Origin of the sequence: Sinisalibacter aestuarii (assembly GCF_027923545.1) — a bacterium.
Taxonomy (GTDB): Bacteria; Pseudomonadota; Alphaproteobacteria; order Rhodobacterales; family Rhodobacteraceae; genus Sinisalibacter; species Sinisalibacter aestuarii.
In genome coordinates this window covers 24898-42122 of record NZ_BROH01000002.1, presented here as the reverse complement: position 1 = coordinate 42122, position 17225 = coordinate 24898, and the positions used below count along the sequence as shown (strand labels likewise).

At 67.4% G+C, this 17225-nt stretch carries 16 protein-coding genes; 14 read left to right on the top strand and 2 right to left on the bottom strand.

The genetic code is table 11. From position 1 onward, the window contains the following. The first annotated feature begins 84 nt into the window (after positions 1 to 84). Entirely contained in the window at positions 85 to 1155 is a 1071-nt protein-coding gene (locus QMG28_RS05085) for a Hint domain-containing protein (protein ID WP_281841112.1), read from the top strand. Positions 1156 to 1158: 3 nt separating this feature from the next. Here QMG28_RS05085 and QMG28_RS05080 read toward each other — a convergent pair whose 3' ends face one another. Continuing rightward, positions 1159 to 2226: a RidA family protein gene (locus tag QMG28_RS05080; RefSeq protein ID WP_281841111.1), complete on the bottom strand. Its 1068-nt coding sequence runs from the start codon at positions 2224 to 2226 to the stop codon at positions 1159 to 1161. A gap of 439 nt (positions 2227 to 2665) precedes the next feature. After that, complete coding sequence (locus QMG28_RS05075) at positions 2666 to 2884, bottom strand: DUF1127 domain-containing protein (RefSeq protein WP_281841110.1); 219 nt, start codon at positions 2882 to 2884, stop codon at positions 2666 to 2668. Between the two features lie 292 nt (positions 2885 to 3176). On the opposite strand from QMG28_RS05075, the gene QMG28_RS05070 reads away from it, so the two are divergent. The 13 genes from QMG28_RS05070 (at position 3177) to QMG28_RS05010 (ending at position 17195) form a co-directional block, all read left to right on the top strand. Further along, on the top strand, positions 3177 to 4283 hold the full coding sequence (locus QMG28_RS05070; protein WP_281841109.1) for an Mrp/NBP35 family ATP-binding protein: 1107 nt from the start codon (positions 3177 to 3179) through the stop codon (positions 4281 to 4283). Between the two features lie 141 nt (positions 4284 to 4424). Continuing rightward, positions 4425 to 4883, top strand: a complete 459-nt coding sequence (locus QMG28_RS05065) for a VOC family protein (protein ID WP_281841107.1) — start codon at positions 4425 to 4427, stop codon at positions 4881 to 4883. A 637-nt stretch (positions 4884 to 5520) separates the two neighbouring features. Continuing rightward, positions 5521 to 6027, top strand: coding sequence for a division/cell wall cluster transcriptional repressor MraZ (gene mraZ / locus QMG28_RS05060; RefSeq protein WP_281841106.1), 507 nt, complete (start codon positions 5521 to 5523; stop codon positions 6025 to 6027). Then, positions 6027 to 7025 carry a 16S rRNA (cytosine(1402)-N(4))-methyltransferase RsmH gene (gene rsmH / locus QMG28_RS05055; RefSeq protein WP_281841105.1) on the top strand — a complete coding sequence of 333 codons (999 nt, stop codon included), beginning with the start codon at positions 6027 to 6029 and terminating at the stop codon, positions 7023 to 7025. The genes mraZ and rsmH overlap by 1 nt, the downstream gene beginning before the upstream one ends. 6 nt (positions 7026 to 7031) lie before the next feature. Beyond that, on the top strand, positions 7032 to 7376 hold the full coding sequence (gene ftsL, locus QMG28_RS05050; protein ID WP_281841104.1) for a cell division protein FtsL: 345 nt from the start codon (positions 7032 to 7034) through the stop codon (positions 7374 to 7376). Continuing rightward, on the top strand, positions 7373 to 9154 hold the full coding sequence (locus QMG28_RS05045) for a peptidoglycan D,D-transpeptidase FtsI family protein (protein WP_281841103.1): 1782 nt from the start codon (positions 7373 to 7375) through the stop codon (positions 9152 to 9154). Before ftsL ends, QMG28_RS05045 begins: the two co-directional genes overlap by 4 nt. A 15-nt stretch (positions 9155 to 9169) precedes the next feature. Next, positions 9170 to 10663 carry a UDP-N-acetylmuramoyl-L-alanyl-D-glutamate--2,6-diaminopimelate ligase gene (locus QMG28_RS05040; protein WP_281841102.1) on the top strand — a complete coding sequence of 498 codons (1494 nt, stop codon included), beginning with the start codon at positions 9170 to 9172 and terminating at the stop codon, positions 10661 to 10663. Next, complete coding sequence (locus QMG28_RS05035; RefSeq protein ID WP_281841101.1) at positions 10660 to 12084, top strand: UDP-N-acetylmuramoyl-tripeptide--D-alanyl-D-alanine ligase; 1425 nt, start codon at positions 10660 to 10662, stop codon at positions 12082 to 12084. The genes QMG28_RS05040 and QMG28_RS05035 overlap by 4 nt, the downstream gene beginning before the upstream one ends. Positions 12085 to 12102: 18 nt before the next feature. Then, positions 12103 to 13191 (top strand): phospho-N-acetylmuramoyl-pentapeptide-transferase, encoded by a 1089-nt coding sequence (gene mraY, locus QMG28_RS05030; RefSeq protein ID WP_281841100.1) that lies wholly within the window; start codon positions 12103 to 12105, stop codon positions 13189 to 13191. A gap of 106 nt (positions 13192 to 13297) precedes the next feature. Then, on the top strand, positions 13298 to 14698 hold the full coding sequence (gene murD, locus QMG28_RS05025; RefSeq protein ID WP_281841099.1) for a UDP-N-acetylmuramoyl-L-alanine--D-glutamate ligase: 1401 nt from the start codon (positions 13298 to 13300) through the stop codon (positions 14696 to 14698). A gap of 207 nt (positions 14699 to 14905) precedes the next feature. After that, entirely contained in the window at positions 14906 to 15532 is a 627-nt protein-coding gene (locus tag QMG28_RS05020; RefSeq protein WP_281841097.1) for a hypothetical protein, read from the top strand. A gap of 492 nt (positions 15533 to 16024) precedes the next feature. Further along, a complete protein-coding gene (locus tag QMG28_RS05015) occupies positions 16025 to 16192 on the top strand; it encodes a hypothetical protein (protein WP_281841096.1) in 168 nt (55 codons plus the stop codon). An 82-nt stretch (positions 16193 to 16274) separates the two neighbouring features. Next, positions 16275 to 17195 carry a DMT family transporter gene (locus tag QMG28_RS05010; protein ID WP_281841095.1) on the top strand — a complete coding sequence of 307 codons (921 nt, stop codon included), beginning with the start codon at positions 16275 to 16277 and terminating at the stop codon, positions 17193 to 17195. Positions 17196 to 17225 lie beyond the last annotated feature (30 nt).

Here is a 17225-nt window from a genome sequence, read left to right as displayed (position 1 = left end):
GCATTAGCGAAATGACAACCTGTTTTTGCGAGGCTGCTCCCGTGGCCCCACGCCGGGCCTTCTGTTCACATCGGGGCCCGCAACATGGCATCTGGCAGCAACGTTATCGAGGTCGACGGGGACTATTTCGGCATGGCCACGGGCGGGCATGTCGGCAGCGGATCGAACAGCTCCACCTTCGATCATGCGCCGGGCGACACCACGAACCTCGTCATCACCGGCTACCCGGACGATTCCGCGCCTTATGTGTTCGAGGTGGGCGACCGGTTCGATCTGTCGTGGGACAGCCCGTCCGGCGGCGGGCTGCTGACCGGGGCCACAGTGGTGCGCTCCGATGCGGTGGACCCGGCGACAACCGGTTGCGAGGGCTTTGCCGTGGTCTTCGAAGGGCGCGACGACAACGGCAACATCGTGCAGGTGCTCTGGTCGCCCGATGTCAATGTTTCCGACTGGTACTGGGCCAATTACAGCAGCTACGCCCCGCCCTCCTTCTACAATACCGATCAGGATCCGGCGACGCGCTACCAGATGGTCTGTTTCGAGGCCGCCACCCGGGTGGCCACGCCCGGCGGGCCGCGCCCCGTCGGCGGGCTGGCGCCGGGCGATCTCGTCACCACGGTGGATGCCGGGCCGATGCCGCTGCGCTGGGTCGCGCGCCAGCGCCGCCCGGGGATCGGCGCCGACATGCCGCTGCGCTTTGCGCCGGGCGTTTTGGGCAATAGCGCGCCGCTGGTGGTGTCGCCGCAGCATCGCGTGCTGCTGGCGGGGCCGCTTGTCGAACTGTTCACCGGCGCGGCGGAGATGCTGGTGCCGGCCAAGGCACTTGCCAGCCGCCCCGGCGTGCGGCGCGAGATGCGGGCCGGGGTGGTATATGTGAACCTGCTGTTCGACAGCCACGCACTCGTGCTGGCCGAGGGGGCGGAGGTCGAATCGCTGCTCTATGGCCCGGTGGCCGAGGCGGCGCTGACCGGCGCCAGCGTGGCGGGCGATGCGGTGGCACGGCGGCTTCTGGGCCGGAAACCCGGCTACCAGCGGGCGGTGCGCCCGGTGCTCAGCCTGCGTGATGCGGTGGCTCTGGTGGCGCTGCTCGGAACGGGGCCCCTCGTCGTGGGAACGCCGCGGGCGAGGGCGGGCCCGTTGCGCGCGGCGGTCTAGCCCTCAGCCCGAGGTGGGGCGCAGCACCAGCTCGATGCGCACCTTTGCGCCGGGATCGGCCATGCGCGCGATCGGCACCCCGGTCGAGGCCGGGCCGGGGGCGCTGTAGTAGCGGTTGCGGATCGCAAGGTTGCCGTGAAGCTCTTCGGCGGTGTTGCCGCCGGCATAGAAGGTGGTGCTTTTCACCACATCGGTGAAACTCATGCCATGTTCGGCCAGCACTTTGCCGAGTTCGGCCATCACCGCCTCGGTCTGGGCATCAAGGCCCACCTCGCGCCCGCCGAGATAGCGCCCGTCGAGCACCGCCAGCGTGCCCGCCCGCGCCAGATGCAGCCGCACCCGCTCGCCCCGGCGCTCGGCGATCTCCACCTCGCCGGTGCCGAAAGTGAGATAGAGATGCACCTGATCACCGATCTGGTAGCAGGGCATGAGTGCCCCGGCGAAGAAGCCCGGCAGCCGTGGCGCGACCTGGCCCGGCACCGCCGAGAGCATCGGTTCGGGCGCGATGCCCCAGCCCGACAGAAGCTGGTCGGGCGACAGCGCGTGCCGGTTGAGCAGCCCGCCAATGGCCTGCCCGAGCGAGGCGGGCGGCGCGGTGAGGTTGACGAGCACCAGCTCGTCCTCGCGCATCACCCGGGCCGAGCCGCCGCCGGGCAGCGCCTCGCCCTCGACCGGCTGGGCGCGCGCGCAGAACACGTCCACCTCCAGCAGCACGCCGTCATAATAGAAATGCGGCACCGGCACCGTTTCGATCAGCGTGTCGGGGCCGAAGCGGCGGGCGAAGAAGGTTTCGGCCTTGGCCTGCGCCGCCGGATCGTGGGCAGCGCTGTAGAGCACCAGCCGGGAGACGGCGGCGGCGTTCAAGCCGCCTTCGGCGAGAAGGGCTGCGATATTGTCGGCAATGATCCGCGCCTGTGCCGCCAGATCACCGGGCGCGCGCACCGCGCCCACCGGGTCCAGCGCAAGCTGGCCGCTGCTCCAGGCCCGGTCGCCATCCACCACCAGCGCCGAATAGGGCACCGGCATCCGGATCGACCAGCGCTGGCCGAAGGGCACGAATTGCCGTTGCATCGCAACTCCACATTTACGCGGGCCAAGTTTGCGGGCGCTTCGAGCCGATTCCCAGCCCCAAAAAGAAAAAACGGCGACGCCAGGGAGGAGGAGAGGCGCCGCCGTTAGATCTGCAACCGGCTCCAGGGAGGAGGAAGGAGCCGCCGCACTATGTTGGGCTTGCGCCCAGGGTATTCACCCGTCCGGCCCGGGAGGAGGAGTGGGCCTTCGGGGTATTCGGCGCTGACCCAGGGAGGAGGAAGGGGGCGCCGGATCTCTGTTCTGACCCTGCGCGGCGGCCCCAGGGAGGAGGAGAGGGGCCGCCGGCAGGTCACGGGCGCTTCAGGGAGGAGGAAGACGCGCCCGAAGGTGTGACCCTCATGCGAAACCCAGGGAGGAGGAAGGGTTCGCGTCGGGTCAGGAGCGCTCCAGGGAGGAGGAGAGGAGCGCCCCGTTCGAATTACTTGCTCCCGTAGGCCGCCTCGCGGGCGATGAACGGGATTTGCGCGGCAGAGATGCCGAGATCGGCAAGCTCGCGGCTGTTGAGCGCACGCAGCTCATTGAGCGTGCGGGTGTAGACGCGGCGCTGCTCGCGCGCTTCGGCGAAGGCCTTCGTCACGGCGTTCACGCGATCCATAAGGCCGCGCTGTGCGGTGCGGATGTCAGAAGCGTATGCCATCGTGTTCTCTTTCCTTTTCCGCCCGGGCCTCGTCTGGGCCTTGTGTGCTGGCGGCGTTTGTTCGTTCCGTGTTGAGGCTAAGATGGGCCGAATGCTGCGCTTGCACAATGGACGGTTCGGAATTGCCGCCATGCAGAAAATGCATATGTAACCCTGACCTATTCACGGGAGGCATGTGCTTTGTGCATGGCACCCTTGAAATGCCCAATCCTGCGGCAGATTGGTGCGCCCTCTTGCGATCCCGACGAAAACGCTCATGTAATGCGGCACCACGAGGAAAGGGAGCACGCCGATGGCCGTGAGCAAGGAACAGATTCTCGAAACACTGGCTGGCGTGGCCGTGCCCGATGGCGGCGATCTCGTCTCGCGCGATATGATTCGCGGCCTCATGGTCGCCGCAGACGGCAAGGTGAGCTTCCTGATCGAAGCGCCGACGCCGGAGCTTGCCGGCACGCTGGAGCCGCAACGCGCCGCCGCGCAGGCGGCCGTCGCGGCGCTGGACGGGGTGAGCCACGCCACCGTTATCCTCACCGCGCATAACGCGATGCCGAAGAATGCGCCGCAGCCGGCGCCGTCCGCCGGCACGGGTGAACCGCCGGCGCTGAAGATCGGCCAGCATCCCAAGCCGCAGGACGGCCCGGAGAAGATCAAGGGTGTGGACCGGGTGATCGCCATCGCTTCGGGCAAAGGCGGGGTGGGCAAATCCACCGTCGCTTCCAACCTCGCGGTGGCGCTGGCGAAACAGGGCCGCAAGGTGGGGCTGATCGACGCCGACGTGCTCGGCCCCTCGCAGCAGCTGATGATGGGCACCAGGGACCGGCCAAAATCCGATGACGGCAAGATCATGGACCCGGTGGTGGCGCATGGCGTGAAGCTTGTCTCGATCGGCCTCTTCGTCGATCCCGATCAGGCGGTGGTCTGGCGCGGGCCGCTGATCACCGGCACGATCCAGCAATTCCTGTTCTCGGTGAACTGGGGGCCGCTCGACGTGCTGATCATCGACCTGCCGCCCGGCACCGGCGACGTGCAGATCACGCTGGCGCAGAAGGTGCTGATGTCGGGCGCGCTGGTGGTGTCGACGCCGCAGGACGTGGCGCTGATCGACGCGCACAAGGCGATCGACATGTTCCAGAAGGTGCGCATTCCGGTGCTCGGGCTGATCGAGAACATGTCGATGTATGTCTGCCCGAATTGCGGCCATGAAGACCATATCTTCGGCGAGGGCGGGGTGCGGGCCGAGAGCGAACGGATGAAGATCCCGTTCCTCGGTGAGATCCCGCTGGCGCGCGAAGTGCGCATGGCGGGCGATACGGGCACGCCGATCGCGCTGGGCGAGGGGCCGGTGGCGGAGGCCTATCAGCGGCTCGCGCGCGAGTTGATCAACGGCGGCATGGGCTGAGCGGGCGGGCGTGGGGGCCAGCCCCCACACCCCCGGGATATTTCCGGCAAGATGAAGGGCAGGGTGCAGGGCGCCCGGCCCTTTTTCTTTGACGCGGGGCGGTGGTGGGGTGTTTGCTGAGTTATCGCGGGAGGAATTCCGATGTCGAAGCTGCGCACCTGTCTCTGGTTCGATGGCGCCGCCGAAGAGGCGGCCCGGTTCTACGTGTCGCTGATCCCCGGATCCGGGGTCGAGACCCTCGCCGGCGCCACCGCGGAGGGCAAGCCGCTGATGGTGAACTTTCATCTCGCGGGCGTGCCGTATCAGGCGCTGAATGGCGGGCCGATGTTCACGCACAGCCCGGCGGTGTCGATCGCCGTCATCACCGAGGATCAGGCCGAGACCGACAGGCTCTGGGATGCGCTCATCGCCGATGGTGGCGCCGAGAGCCGCTGCGCCTGGTGCGTGGACCGGTTCGGTGTGAGCTGGCAGGTGGTGCCGCGCCAGCTCATGGCCACGGTCGGCGGCGCCGACCCGGCAGGCGCTGCCCGTGCCACCGAAGCGATGTTCACGATGAACAAGATCGACATCGCCACGCTCGAAGCCGCCTACCGGGGCTGATCCGGACCGGCCACGGGAATTCATGGGCGCAGTTCACGGGAAAGCATGGGACGGTGGGCCGATCTGCCCGGCGGAGGATGGCCGCATGTTGAAAAAAGCCGAATCAACGGCTTGATTCGGGCCGGATTCCACAGCGCCGCCGCGTGATCCGGGGCTTGACCCGGCCTGACGGCAAGAAAATCCGGGAATTCAGGGGAATAAATTACACCTTTTCGGGCCCACTATATCTTGTGTGGCAATATTCCGCTTACGCTAAGATTAGTCCGGTGTTCCGGCTTTACCCCCGCAATACCTTGTTCTTCACCGGGCTGAAAACCTAGATATTGTGCGGATTTCCCGCAAAAAGGTGTTGCTTCCCATAGTTTCCCATGCCATCCCTTATGCATCGAAGGACGGGACAGACAACGGGCACCAAGACCCGGAAACATCTCCCAAGTCAGGTTTCATACAGGCACCCCGCTTCTTCGGAAAAAAGAGATCCGACGCGCTCGCGAGCAGACATCCCCCCAGGTGGCGACCGTGATCGGACGAACCCAGAAATGGGACGAGGGCGGCGGATCGGACAGTGGCAGCAGTTCGATCCGTCGTTTTCGTTTCAAGGCGGACGAAACGAGGGACAGGTAAGGACCACGGGACAGTGGCACGGGTATTCAGAGGCGAAGGGCTCCACAAGGTGGACGCGAAGGGCAGGGTGTCGATCCCGGCCCTGTTTCGCCGTGTGCTCGAAGCCGGCGACCCCGACTGGACCGACGGGCTCGCCCCGAACCTCGTGATCGTCTACGGCGACCACCGCCGCAAATACCTCGAATGCTTCACCATGGAGGCGATCGAGGAGGTGGATCAGAGAATCTCCAGAATGCAGCGCGGCTCGATCGAGCGGCGGATGCTCGAAAAGCTGTTCAACGGCCAGTCGCATCCCACCTCGGTGGACGAGACCGGCCGCCTGGTGCTGCCCGCGAAGCTGCGCCAGAAGATCGGGCTCGACGGCGAGGCCTATTTCATCGCCACCGGCGACACGTTCCAGGTCTGGAACCCGGCGACGTATGACGAGGTCGAGGCCGCGCGCACCGAAGCCTGGCTTGAAGACATGCCGGACGATTTCGATCCGCTCACGCTTCTCCCTGCCGATGACGGGGGCGTGTGATGATGCCCGCGCGCGTCGCCGAACCGCCCGCGTCCCCGCATATCCCCGTTCTGTTGCGGCCCATCCTCGACGCGGTCACGCCGGTTCGCGGTGTCTGGGTCGATGGCACATTCGGGGCCGGGGGCTATACAAGGGGCCTGCTCGATGCCGGCGCCGACAAGGTGATCGCCATCGACCGCGACCCCTCGGTCTTCGAGATGGCGAAGGTATGGGCGGGTGACTATGGCGACCGTCTGGCGCTGGTCGAGGGTACCTTCTCCGATCTCGATGAGATTGCCGGCGCCCCGGTGGATGGGGTGGTGCTCGATCTCGGCGTCTCGTCGATGCAGCTCGACCAGCCCGAGCGCGGCTTTTCCTTCCTGCGCGACGGGCCGCTCGATATGCGGATGAGCGGCAAGGGGCAGAGCGCCGCCGATCTGGTGAACACGGCGTCCGAGGAAGACCTGGCCGATATTCTCTATCATTACGGCGAGGAGCGGCAGGCGCGCCGGATTGCGCGGGCGATCTGCCGGGCCCGGGCCGAAGAGCCGATCAGGACCACGGCGGAGCTTGTTGAAATCGTTGAAAAACAGCTTCCCCGTCCGAAGCCCGGCCAGAGCCATCCGGCGACCCGCAGCTTCCAGGCGATCCGGATCGCGGTGAATGACGAATTCGGCCAGCTGGCCGCCGGGCTGGAAGCCGCCGAGCGGGCGCTGAAGCCGGGCGGGGTGCTGGCGGTGGTCACCTTCCATTCGCTCGAAGACCGGGTGGTGAAGCGCTATCTCCAGCTTGCCGCCTCCGAGGGCGGCGGCGGCTCGCGCTATGCGCCGGAGCGGGCGAGCGAAACCCCGCGGTTCCGCCTGACGCCGAAAAAGCCCTTCGCCCCCGATCCCGACGAGCTTGCCGCCAATCCGCGCGCGCGCTCGGCCCGGCTGCGCATCGCCACCCGCACCGATGCCCCGCCCGAAAAGCTCGACCGCACCCGCCTTGGCCTGCCGGCCCCCGTGTTGAAAGGCTGATCCCACATGCGCGCCTTCGTCTACGTTCTCACCACCCTCGCCGTGATCGCACTCGGCTACTGGGCCTATGTCGAGAACTACCGCACCCAGGCGTCGCTGAACCATGTCGAGGATCTGCAGCGCGAGATCGGGCAGATGCGCGAGGAGCTGACGGTGCTGCGCGCCGAATGGGCCTATCTCAACCGCCCCGACCGGCTGCGCGACCTTGCCGAGCTGAATTTCGACCGTCTCGGCCTGTTGCCGCTCGCGCCCGAGCAGTTCGGCCGGGTCGACCAGATCGCCTATCCGCGTGACGAGGCCGAGGTGAGCGTGACCGGGGCCGTCGATGTGGTTGGGGAGATCATGCCATGACCCGTGTGCCGCTGCGCCCGCTGGCGCGCATTCTGGATGCCCGCGCCAAGGGCGAGAACCCCGACCTGATCGAACGCGAAAACCTCGCCCGCCGCCACGAAGCGATGCGCGACAAGGCGCGGCTGCGCGCCGAGGGGCGGCTGGTGGTGCTGGCGGGGATGTTCTTCGTGGCCTTTGCTGTGGTGGGCATACGGATGGGCGCGATCGCCTCGACCGAGCCGACCGAGCCGCGCGCCCAGGCGCCCGGCGCCCAGATCGCGGCGGCCCGCGCCGATATCGTCGACCGCAACGGGCGGGTGCTGGCGACCAACCTCGTCACCCATGCGCTCTACGCCCAGCCGCCGATGATGGTGAACCCGGAGCGTGCCGCGCGCGAGCTGGTGAAGATCTTCCCCGATCTCGAAGAGGATCGTCTGCTGGGCTGGTTCACGGGTGAGCGCAAGTTCCTGTGGATCAAGAAGAAAATCAGCCCCGAGCAAAAGCAGGCGGTGTTCGATATCGGCGAGCCGGGGCTGTTGTTCGGCCCGCGCGAGATGCGCCTTTATCCCAACGGCCCGATTGCCGCCCATGTGCTGGGCGGCGCGAGTTTTGGCCGCGAAGGCGTGAGTTCGGCCGAGGTGATCGGCGTGGCCGGGATCGAGAAAGCCTTTGACGAACGCCTGCGCGACCCGGCCCAGGCGGGCGAGCCGCTGCGGCTGACGCTGGATCTTACGGTGCAGGCCGCGGTGGAGCGGGTGCTGGCCGGCGGGATGCAGATGATGAACGCCAGGGGCGCGGCGGCGGTGCTGATGGATGCCCATACCGGCGAGATCGTGGCGCTGGCGAGCCTGCCGGACTTCGACCCGAACGACCGTCCGCGCCCGCTGACCAAGGGCGACGCCTCCGACAGCCCGCTGTTCAACCGCGCGGTGCAGGGGCTTTACGAGCTTGGCTCCACCTTCAAGATCTTCACCGTCGCGCAGGCGCTGGAGCTTGGGCAGGTCTCGCCCTCGACGATGATCAACACCCGCGGGCCGCTGACCTGGGGCAAGTTCCGCATCCGCGATTTTCACGATTACGGCGCACAGCTTTCGGTGACGGATGTGATCGTCGAAAGCTCCAATATCGGCACCGCCCGGATCGCGATGGATATCGGCGCCGAGCGTCAGCGTGCCTTCCTCGCCTCGCTGGGGCTGACCGAACCGCTGCCGGTTGAGCTGATCGAGGCCTCCGGTTCGCAGCCGCTGCTGCCGGCCAACTGGTCGGAACTGTCGACGATGACGATTTCCTACGGTCACGGCCTTTCGGCCTCGCCGCTGCACCTTGCCGCCGCCTATGCCTCGTTGCTGAACGGCGGCCACCGGGTGATGCCCACGCTGGTGCGCCAGGGCCCGATCGCCCGTGGCCCGCGTGTGCTCTCCGAGGACGTCTCGGCCGAGGCGCGCGCGATGCTGCGCGCCGTGGTGTCGCGCGGCACGGCAAGCTTCGGCGAGGTCGAGGGCTATGCCGTCGCGGGCAAGACCGGCAGCGCCGACAAGCCCAAGCCCAATGGCGGCTACTATGACGACAAGGTGATCAGCACCTTCGCCAGCATCTTCCCGGCCAACGATCCGCGCTATGTGCTGGTGCTTACGCTGGACGAGGCGCAGACCTACGCGCTGGGCGAGACCCGCCGCACCGCCGGCTGGACGGCGGTGCCGGTGGCGGCGGAGGTGATCCGCCGGGTCGCGCCGCTGCTTGGCCTCAAGCCCGAGATTGAACCCCTCACCCCAACCGGTGTAACACTCACCTCGAACTGAACCCCGGGGGAAACCATGATCGAGCCCGCGCCCATGACATCGCTTGCCGCGCTTGGGCTGACGGCGCAGGGCGGGCGCGAGGCGCGGATCACCGGCCTCTCGGTCGACAGCCGCAAGACCCGGCCGGGCCACCTGTTCGCGGCCCTGCCCGGAGCCAGGGTTCATGGCGCGGAATTCGTGCAATATGCGCTCCGGATGGGCGCGGCGGCGGTGCTGACCGATCCGCAGGGCGCGGCGCTTGCGCGCGACGTGCTGGACGAAAACCCCGATGTCGCGCTGGTCGTCACCGAAGATCCGCGCGCGGCGCTCGCCTTCACCGCCGCGCTGTTCCATGGCCGCCAGCCGCAGGTGATGGTCGCCGTCACCGGCACCAACGGCAAGACCTCGGTGGCCACCTTCACCCGCCAGATCTGGCAGCTTCTGGGCCACGAGGCCGCGAATATCGGCACAACCGGGGTGGAGGGCGCCTATAGCGCGCCGTCGAGCCATACCACACCCGAACCGATCACCCTGCATGAGCTTCTGGCCGACATGGCCGCCCATGGCGTGACCCATGCCGCGATGGAGGCCTCGTCGCACGGGCTGGCGCAGCGCCGGCTCGACGGGGTGACGCTTGCCGCCGCCGGGTTCACCAATTTCACCCAGGATCATCTCGACTATCATGAGAGCTTCGAGGCCTATTTCGAGGCCAAGGCCGGGCTGTTCACCCGCGTTCTGCCCGCCGATGGTGTGGCGGTGATCAACACCGACGATCTCAAGGGCTGGACGCTGGCCAAGGCCGCCGACGAGCGCGGCCAGGAGGTGATCACCGTCGGTCATGACGAAAGCTGCGATCTGCGTATCACCAACCACCGCTACGGCGCGACGGGGCAGGAGCTGCGCTTTCACTGGAAGGGCAGGCCGCAGTTGACGCGGCTGAACCTGATTGGCGGCTTCCAGGCCGAAAACGTGATGCTCGCCGCCGGGCTGGCGATCGCCTCCGGCTCGGACCCGCAGGCGGTGTTCGACAGCCTCGAACACCTCGCCACCGTGCGCGGGCGGATGCAGATCGCGGCGACGCGGGCCAATGGCGCGGCAATCTTCGTCGACTACGCCCATACGCCCGACGCCATCGCCACGGCGCTGAAGGCGCTGCGCCCGCATGTGATGGGCCGGATCGTGATCGTCTTCGGCGCCGGCGGCGACCGCGACACGACCAAGCGTCCGCTGATGGGCAAGGCGGCGGCGCAGAATGCCGACGTGGTGATCGTGACCGACGACAACCCCCGCTCGGAAGACCCCGCCGCGATCCGCGCGCAGGTGCTGGCCGGCTGCCCGGACGCCAACGAGGTGGGCGACCGCGCCGAGGCGATCCTGCGCGGCGTCGACATGCTGGAAGCGGGCGACGCGCTGCTGATCGCGGGCAAGGGCCATGAGACGGGGCAGGTGATCGGCGAAGACGTTCTGCCCTTCGACGATGCCGAACAGGCGAGCGTGGCGGTGGCCGCGCTGGAAGGGCGGCTCGCATGAGCCTCTGGACCGCCGCCGACGCCGCCGCCGCGACGGGCGGCACGGCGCAGGGCAACTGGGAGGCGAATGGCGTGTCGATCGACACGCGCACGATCCGGCCCGGCGATCTGTTCGTGGCGCTCAGGGATGTGCGCGACGGCCACGATTTCGTGGCGCAGGCGCTCGCCAGGGGGGCGGGGGCGGCGATGGTCAGCCACATTCCCGAGGGGGTGGCCGCCGATGCGCCGCTGCTCATTGTCGATGATGTGCTCGCGGCGCTGGAACGGCTCGGCACGGCGGGGCGGGCGCGCACCGGGGCCCGGGTAGCGGCGATTACCGGCTCGGTCGGCAAGACCTCGGCCAAGGAGATGCTGCGCGCGGTGCTCGACGGGCAGGGCAAGGTTCATGCCGCCGAGGCGAGCTACAACAACCATTGGGGCGTGCCGCTCACACTGGCGCGGATGCCGGCGGATACCGATTTCGCGGTGATCGAGATCGGGATGAACCATCCCGGCGAGATCGCGCCGCTGGCGCGCCTGGCCCGCCCGCATGTGGCGATGATCACCACGATTGCCGCCGCGCATCTTGCCGCCTTCGAGAATGTCGAGGCGATCGCCCGTGAAAAGGCGGCGATCTTCGAAGGGCTTGAGCCCGATGGCGTGGCGGTGATCAACGGCGATCTGCCGACCACCCCGATCCTCGAAGCCGCCGCCCGGGCGAAGGGCGCGCGGATCGAGCGCTTTGGCGAAGCGCCGGGCAATACGCTGTGCCTCACCTCCGTCAGCCTGCTGCACGATGCCACCGTGGCCCATGCCCGGATCGGCGATACGGCGCAGCTTTTCCGCCTCGCCACGCCGGGGCGGCATTTCGCGGCCAATGCGCTCGGCGTGCTCGGTGTGGCGCGCGCTCTCGGGGCCGATGTGACGCTGGCGGCGCGCGATCTGTCGAACTGGGTGCCGCCCGCGGGCCGCGGTACGCGCGAGCAGGTGATGCTCGATCCCGTCGAGGAATTGTCTTTCACCCTGATCGACGATGCGTTCAACGCCAATCCCACCTCGATGGCGGCGGCGCTGGAAGTGCTGGCTGCCTCCGCGCCGCTGGACGGTGTGGGCCGGATCGCGCGCGGCCGCCGGATCGCGGTGCTGGGCGATATGCTGGAACTGGGCACCGGCGAAGCGGCCATGCACGCGGATCTGGCGGCCTCGCCGCATCTGGCCGGGATCGAGGTGATCCATTGCGTCGGCCCGCTCATGCGCGCGCTCTGGCAGGCGCTTCCGGCGGAGAAACAGGGCGACTGGACCGAGAGCGCCGATGACATGGCGGGCCGGATTCGCCACCATGTGGATGCGGGCGACGTCGTGCTGGTGAAAGGCTCGAAAGGCTCCCGCGTGAGCCGCGTGGTTGACGCGCTGCGCAAACTGGGCCATCCGCTGACCAACTGAAACGAAGGGCGCACCCGAATGCTGTATTGGCTTACCGAGTTTTCCGATGGCGGCGATGTCTTCAACCTGTTTCGCTACATCACCTTCCGCGCCGGCGCGGCCTTTTTCACCGCGCTGATCTTTGGGTTCCTCTTCGGCAAGCCCCTGATCAACCTACTGAAAAGCCGCCAGAAAAACGGCCAGCCAATCCGCGAAGACGGCCCCGAGGGGCATCTGGAGACCAAGGCGGGCACGCCGACGATGGGGGGTGTTCTGATCCTCGGGGCGCTGTCGGTGGCCACGCTGCTCTGGGCCAGGCTCGACAATCCCTTTGTCTGGATCGTGCTCGGGGTCACGCTCACCTATGGGCTGATCGGCTTTGCCGACGATTACCGCAAGATCGCGGCGGGCAGCAATTATGGCGGGCTGTCGGGCCGCACCCGGCTGATCCTCGAAGCGCTGATCGGCATCGCCGCCGCCGCCGCCGCCTCGATGGTTCACCCCGACGATCTCACCTTCCGCCTGGCGCTGCCGGTGTTCAAGGATACGCTGATCAACCTGAGCTGGTTCTTCCCGGTTTTCGGCGCCTTCGTGATGGTGTCCTTCGCCAATGCGGTGAACCTGACCGACGGGCTCGACGGGCTGGCCATCATGCCGGTGATGATCGCCGCCGCCACGATGGGGATCATCGCCTATGCCGTCGGCCGGGTCGACTTCACCGAATATCTCGATGTGCATTACGTGCCGGGCACCGGCGAATTGCTGATCTTTGCCGCCGCGCTGATCGGCGGCGGGCTGGGATTTTTGTGGTATAACGCGCCGCCCGCGGCGGTGTTCATGGGCGATACCGGCTCGCTGGCGCTGGGTGGCGCGCTCGGCTCGATCGCCGTCGCCCTGAAACACGAGATCGTGCTGGCCGTGGTCGGCGGGCTCTTCGTGGTCGAGGCGGCCTCGGTGGTGATCCAGGTGCTCTACTTCAAGCGCACCGGCAAGCGGGTGTTTCTGATGGCGCCGATTCACCATCATTTCGAAAAGCGCGGCTGGGCCGAACCGCAGATCGTGATCCGGTTCTGGATCATCGCGCTGGTGCTGGCGCTGATCGGGCTGGCGACGCTGAAGGTGCGCTAGCAAACGCGGTTTCGAAACCGCGTGACACGCCGCTTCGAAGCGGCGTTCCTCTGGCAAAGGCGCGCAGGCTCGGCTACCAATCTGGCAAGCAGATCGGAGCCAGCCCATGATCCCCGTCCGAGGCTATGAAGGAAAACGTGTCGCCGTGCTCGGCCTCGGCCGCTCGGGCCTTGCCGCGGCAAAGGCGCTGGAGGCAGGCGGGGCCGAGGCGCTGTGCTGGGACGACGGCGCCGAGGCACGGGAGCGGGCCGAGGGGCAGGGGCTGATCCTGCACGATCTTACCCGGCGCGACGCCTTCGACGATCTCGCCGCCCTCATCGCCTCGCCCGGCATTCCGCATCTCTACCCCGAAACCAACCGCCATATCGCCCGCGCCTACGAGGCGGGCGTGCCGGTGGATAACGATATCGGCCTGTTCTTCCGCTCTTTCGCCACGCCGGACTGGGACGAGTTCGAGACCACGCCGAAAGTGGTGGCGATCACCGGGTCCAACGGCAAATCGACCACCTCTGCCCTCATTTACCACATCCTGAGCGAAGCGGGCCGCCCGACCCAGCTTGCCGGCAATATCGGGCGCGGTGTGCTCGATCTCGATCCGGCGCATGACAGCGAGGTGGTGGTGCTGGAATTGTCGAGCTACCAGACCGACCTTGCCCGTGCGCTCACCCCCGATATCGCGGTGTTCACCAACCTCTCGCCCGACCATCTCGACCGCCATGCCGGGATCGGCGGCTATTTCGCCGCCAAGCGGCGGCTGTTCGCCGAGGGCGGGCCGGACCGCGCGGTGATCGGGGTGGACGAACCGGAGGGGCTGTTTCTTGCCGGGCAGTTGAGCGAAGGGCCGGGCGACGACCGGGTGATCCGCGTTTCGGTCGACCGCAAGCTTGCCGGGCCGGGCTGGCATGTTTTCGCCCGCAAGGGGTTTCTCAGCGAATACCGCAAGGGAAGGCAGGTGGCCTCGATCGACCTGCGCCCGATGAAGGGCCTGCCGGGCAGCCACAACCACCAGAATGCCTGCGCCGCCTTCGCCGCCTGCCGCGCGCTCGGCCTCGCGCCGCGCCAGATCGAGGCGGCGCTGGCCAGTTTCGCCGGGCTGCCGCACCGCTCGCAGCTTGTCGGCGAGAAGGGCGGGGTGACGTTCGTCAACGATTCCAAGGCCACCAATGTCGACAGCGCTGCCGCCGCGCTTCAGGCATTCGAGCGCATCCGCTGGATCGCCGGCGGGCTGGGCAAGGACGGCGGCATCGCCGCGCTGGCGCCGCATCTGGGCCATGTGGCCAAGGCCTATCTCATCGGCCATTCGGCGCGCGAGTTTGCGCTGCAGCTCGGCGACACGCCGCACGAGATCTGCGAGACGATGGAGCGCGCCGTGGCATCCGCGGCGTCGGAGGCCGAGCCGGGCGAGACGGTGCTGCTGGCCCCGGCGGCGGCCAGCTTCGACCAATACGCAGATTTCGAGGCGCGCGGCGACGACTTCACGCGCCTGGTGCGGGCCTTGACCGCGTAAACCGCGATTTTACCTTTAGACGATAGGCCGTTCGGCAGACACATACCGGCCATGCCGAATTGGGGGCGCCGAACGCCTCGACGGGCCTGCGCGGTGGGCGTATCACCGTGGTCAGGGCCTGGCTCGATCGTGACCCTCGCGCCGAGGCGCGGGGGAGGCGGACGCCTTTCGTGGCATGGCGCAGCCAGGAGAAAGCAGAGGATGCAAATGGCACGACATCCACGCGATGTGCCCGACAAGATCCAGCAGGCCGCCGCATCGGCCTGGAGCAAATGGCAGCGCAAGATCGACAGCGAGCCGCGCCCGGAAAAATCGCATGAGGATTTCGTGGCCCATGCCCGCTACGTCGATCCCGATGCCGGCAAATCGCCCCGGCAGCGGATGATTGAAAAGATCAGGCGGCGGATGCAGGAATTTCCCGAATGGTACGAGGCCGACCCCGAGAAGATGGCCGCTTCGGTGAGCGCCCATCTGGAGCGGATCGGCGAAATCCTCGACCGCGAACTGCCCGACGCAAAGGACCCGGTGGAGGTCTGGCAAATCCCGCTTTCGGTGTTCAACTGGCTGGTGGAAACCGATGAGGGCGAAAGCTTCGTGCACGGCGCACTCAGCGCCTGGTCGAGCGCCGAGAATTTCAACGCAGCCAACGCGCCGGGCCTCGATCCGCAGCAGCGCGCGAAGCTGCGTGCGCCCTTTCTCGACCTTGCGCCGATGCTGCTCACGGCGGTGCTCGACGAGATGCTGCAGGCCGATCTGTGGATCAGCTTCGCCGAGAAATTCGTCGGCCCGGAGCTGAAATACCTGGTGATGCGAGTGCAGCGCCCGGTGGAATAGCGCCGGATTCCGGCTTTTGTGAGAGGAAGTTGCGCAATCGCGCTGGATTGTGAAAAATAATTTCACATCTGGTTGTATTCGACCCTGCGCGCGCCCATATCCATGGCATCGCCGGGATCCCCTCTCGGGGTGTTATGGAGGGCACGCCGTGAGCGCCCGAAAGACCGAGACCCCCAGACGCGCGGAGATTGATCGGGCTGCCAGCAATGGCAGCGGGCCGGATGAACGTTGGGCCGATTTCTTCCGTTGGATGGTCGCCGATCCGCGGCCCGAGTCGCGCATCGTATTGTCAAAAAGAATCCAGGAATGACTACGCTCGCCGCGCACGCCTGCGCGGCGGGGTGTGTATACCCGGCAAATGGTGTTGGACGGCGCGGTTCCCGAGGGAGCCAGTATGCGCCGTGGGCATTGATGCCGGGAGGTGAGGCGGCGGGGCAGGGCTCCGCCGCTTTGCTTCCAGATCGTCGCGCAAGCCGCAGGGAAGGATAAGACATGGGATACTCTGTTCCCAAGAAGCCATTTGATCTCAAGGAATTCCTGAGCGAGAAGGCCTCGCCGCGCCGCAGCCGGTGGAGCTATCGCGCCCGCGCCGCCGCCGCGCAAAAGCCGGCTTCGGAGCCCAAGCAGAAAAAGCCGCCGAAAGCTCCCGCCGAGCAATAGCCGCAACGTTTCGCCGGACCGGCAGGCCGCGCATCGCCTGGACTGCCTTGCTCCGGTCGCGCCCTCGTGCTCTGAAGTGGGCATGAACCCGACCCTCGGCATCCTCCTCAAGCTCGGCGCCGTCACCGCTTTCGTGGTGATGCAATCGCTGATCAAGGCCACGGAGGGCCGGGTGCCGGCGGGCGAGGTGGTGTTCTTCCGCTCGCTCTTCGCCTTCCCGGTCATCCTCGGCTGGCTTGCCTGGCGGCGGGAGCTGAGAGTCGGGCTGCACACGCACAAGCCGATGAGCCATGTCTGGCGCGGCGTGGTGGGCACGTCGGCGATGGGGCTGGGCTTTGCCGGGCTGCAGCTTCTGCCGCTGCCGGAGGTGACGGCGCTGTCCTATGCCGCACCGATCCTGACCGTGGTCTTCGCCGCCATGTTCCTGGGCGAACAGGTGCGCATCTTCCGGCTCACCGCCGTCGGGCTTGGCCTCGTCGGCGTGATGATCGTGCTCGCGCCGCAACTCACCGCCGTGTCGGAGGGCCATCTGGGCGCGCGGCAGGCGCTGGGGGCGATGCTGGTGCTGATGTCGGCCACCTTCGCGGCGCTGGCGCAGATCTTCATCCGCAAGATGGTCGCCACCGAACGCGCGGCCACGGTGGTGTTCTACTTCACCCTGTCGTCGACGGCGTTTTCGCTTCTGACCATCCCGTTCGGCTGGGTCCTGCCCACCGGGCGCGATGCGATGCTGCTCATCCTCGCCGGGCTGTTCGGCGGCGTCGGGCAGGGGATGCTCACCTCGGCCTACCGCTTCGCCCATGCCTCGGTGGTGGCGCCGTTCGATTATGCCTCGATGCTCTTCGCCATCGCCATCGGTTATTTCATCTTCGCCGAAGTGCCCACCAGCATGACGCTGGCCGGCGCCGCGCTGATCGTGCTGGCCGGCATCCTGATCATCTGGCGCGAACGTCAGCTCGGCCTCAACCGCGACAAGCCGCGCAAATCCTCCTCGCCGCTATAGCCGTCTTGCGCGGGCAGGCAGGGCAACAAT

What these genes read in the sequence shown, in the direction of transcription:
- QMG28_RS05070 (WP_281841109.1), top strand. Translation starts at nt 3,177, where the DNA reads ATGGCCGTGAGCAAGGAACAGATTCTCGAAACACTGGCTGGCGTGGCC.
- murD (WP_281841099.1), top strand. Translation starts at nt 13,298, where the DNA reads ATGATCCCCGTCCGAGGCTATGAAGGAAAACGTGTCGCCGTGCTCGGC.
- rsmH (WP_281841105.1), top strand. Translation starts at nt 6,027, where the DNA reads ATGATGCCCGCGCGCGTCGCCGAACCGCCCGCGTCCCCGCATATCCCC.
- QMG28_RS05065 (WP_281841107.1), top strand. Translation starts at nt 4,425, where the DNA reads ATGTCGAAGCTGCGCACCTGTCTCTGGTTCGATGGCGCCGCCGAAGAG.
- mraY (WP_281841100.1), top strand. Translation starts at nt 12,103, where the DNA reads ATGCTGTATTGGCTTACCGAGTTTTCCGATGGCGGCGATGTCTTCAAC.
- QMG28_RS05015 (WP_281841096.1), top strand. Translation starts at nt 16,025, where the DNA reads ATGGGATACTCTGTTCCCAAGAAGCCATTTGATCTCAAGGAATTCCTG.
- QMG28_RS05040 (WP_281841102.1), top strand. Translation starts at nt 9,170, where the DNA reads ATGATCGAGCCCGCGCCCATGACATCGCTTGCCGCGCTTGGGCTGACG.
- ftsL (WP_281841104.1), top strand. Translation starts at nt 7,032, where the DNA reads ATGCGCGCCTTCGTCTACGTTCTCACCACCCTCGCCGTGATCGCACTC.
- QMG28_RS05080 (WP_281841111.1), bottom strand. Translation starts at nt 2,226, where the DNA reads ATGCAACGGCAATTCGTGCCCTTCGGCCAGCGCTGGTCGATCCGGATG.
- QMG28_RS05010 (WP_281841095.1), top strand. Translation starts at nt 16,275, where the DNA reads ATGAACCCGACCCTCGGCATCCTCCTCAAGCTCGGCGCCGTCACCGCT.
- QMG28_RS05035 (WP_281841101.1), top strand. Translation starts at nt 10,660, where the DNA reads ATGAGCCTCTGGACCGCCGCCGACGCCGCCGCCGCGACGGGCGGCACG.
- QMG28_RS05085 (WP_281841112.1), top strand. Translation starts at nt 85, where the DNA reads ATGGCATCTGGCAGCAACGTTATCGAGGTCGACGGGGACTATTTCGGC.
- QMG28_RS05045 (WP_281841103.1), top strand. Translation starts at nt 7,373, where the DNA reads ATGACCCGTGTGCCGCTGCGCCCGCTGGCGCGCATTCTGGATGCCCGC.
- QMG28_RS05020 (WP_281841097.1), top strand. Translation starts at nt 14,906, where the DNA reads ATGGCACGACATCCACGCGATGTGCCCGACAAGATCCAGCAGGCCGCC.
- QMG28_RS05075 (WP_281841110.1), bottom strand. Translation starts at nt 2,884, where the DNA reads ATGGCATACGCTTCTGACATCCGCACCGCACAGCGCGGCCTTATGGAT.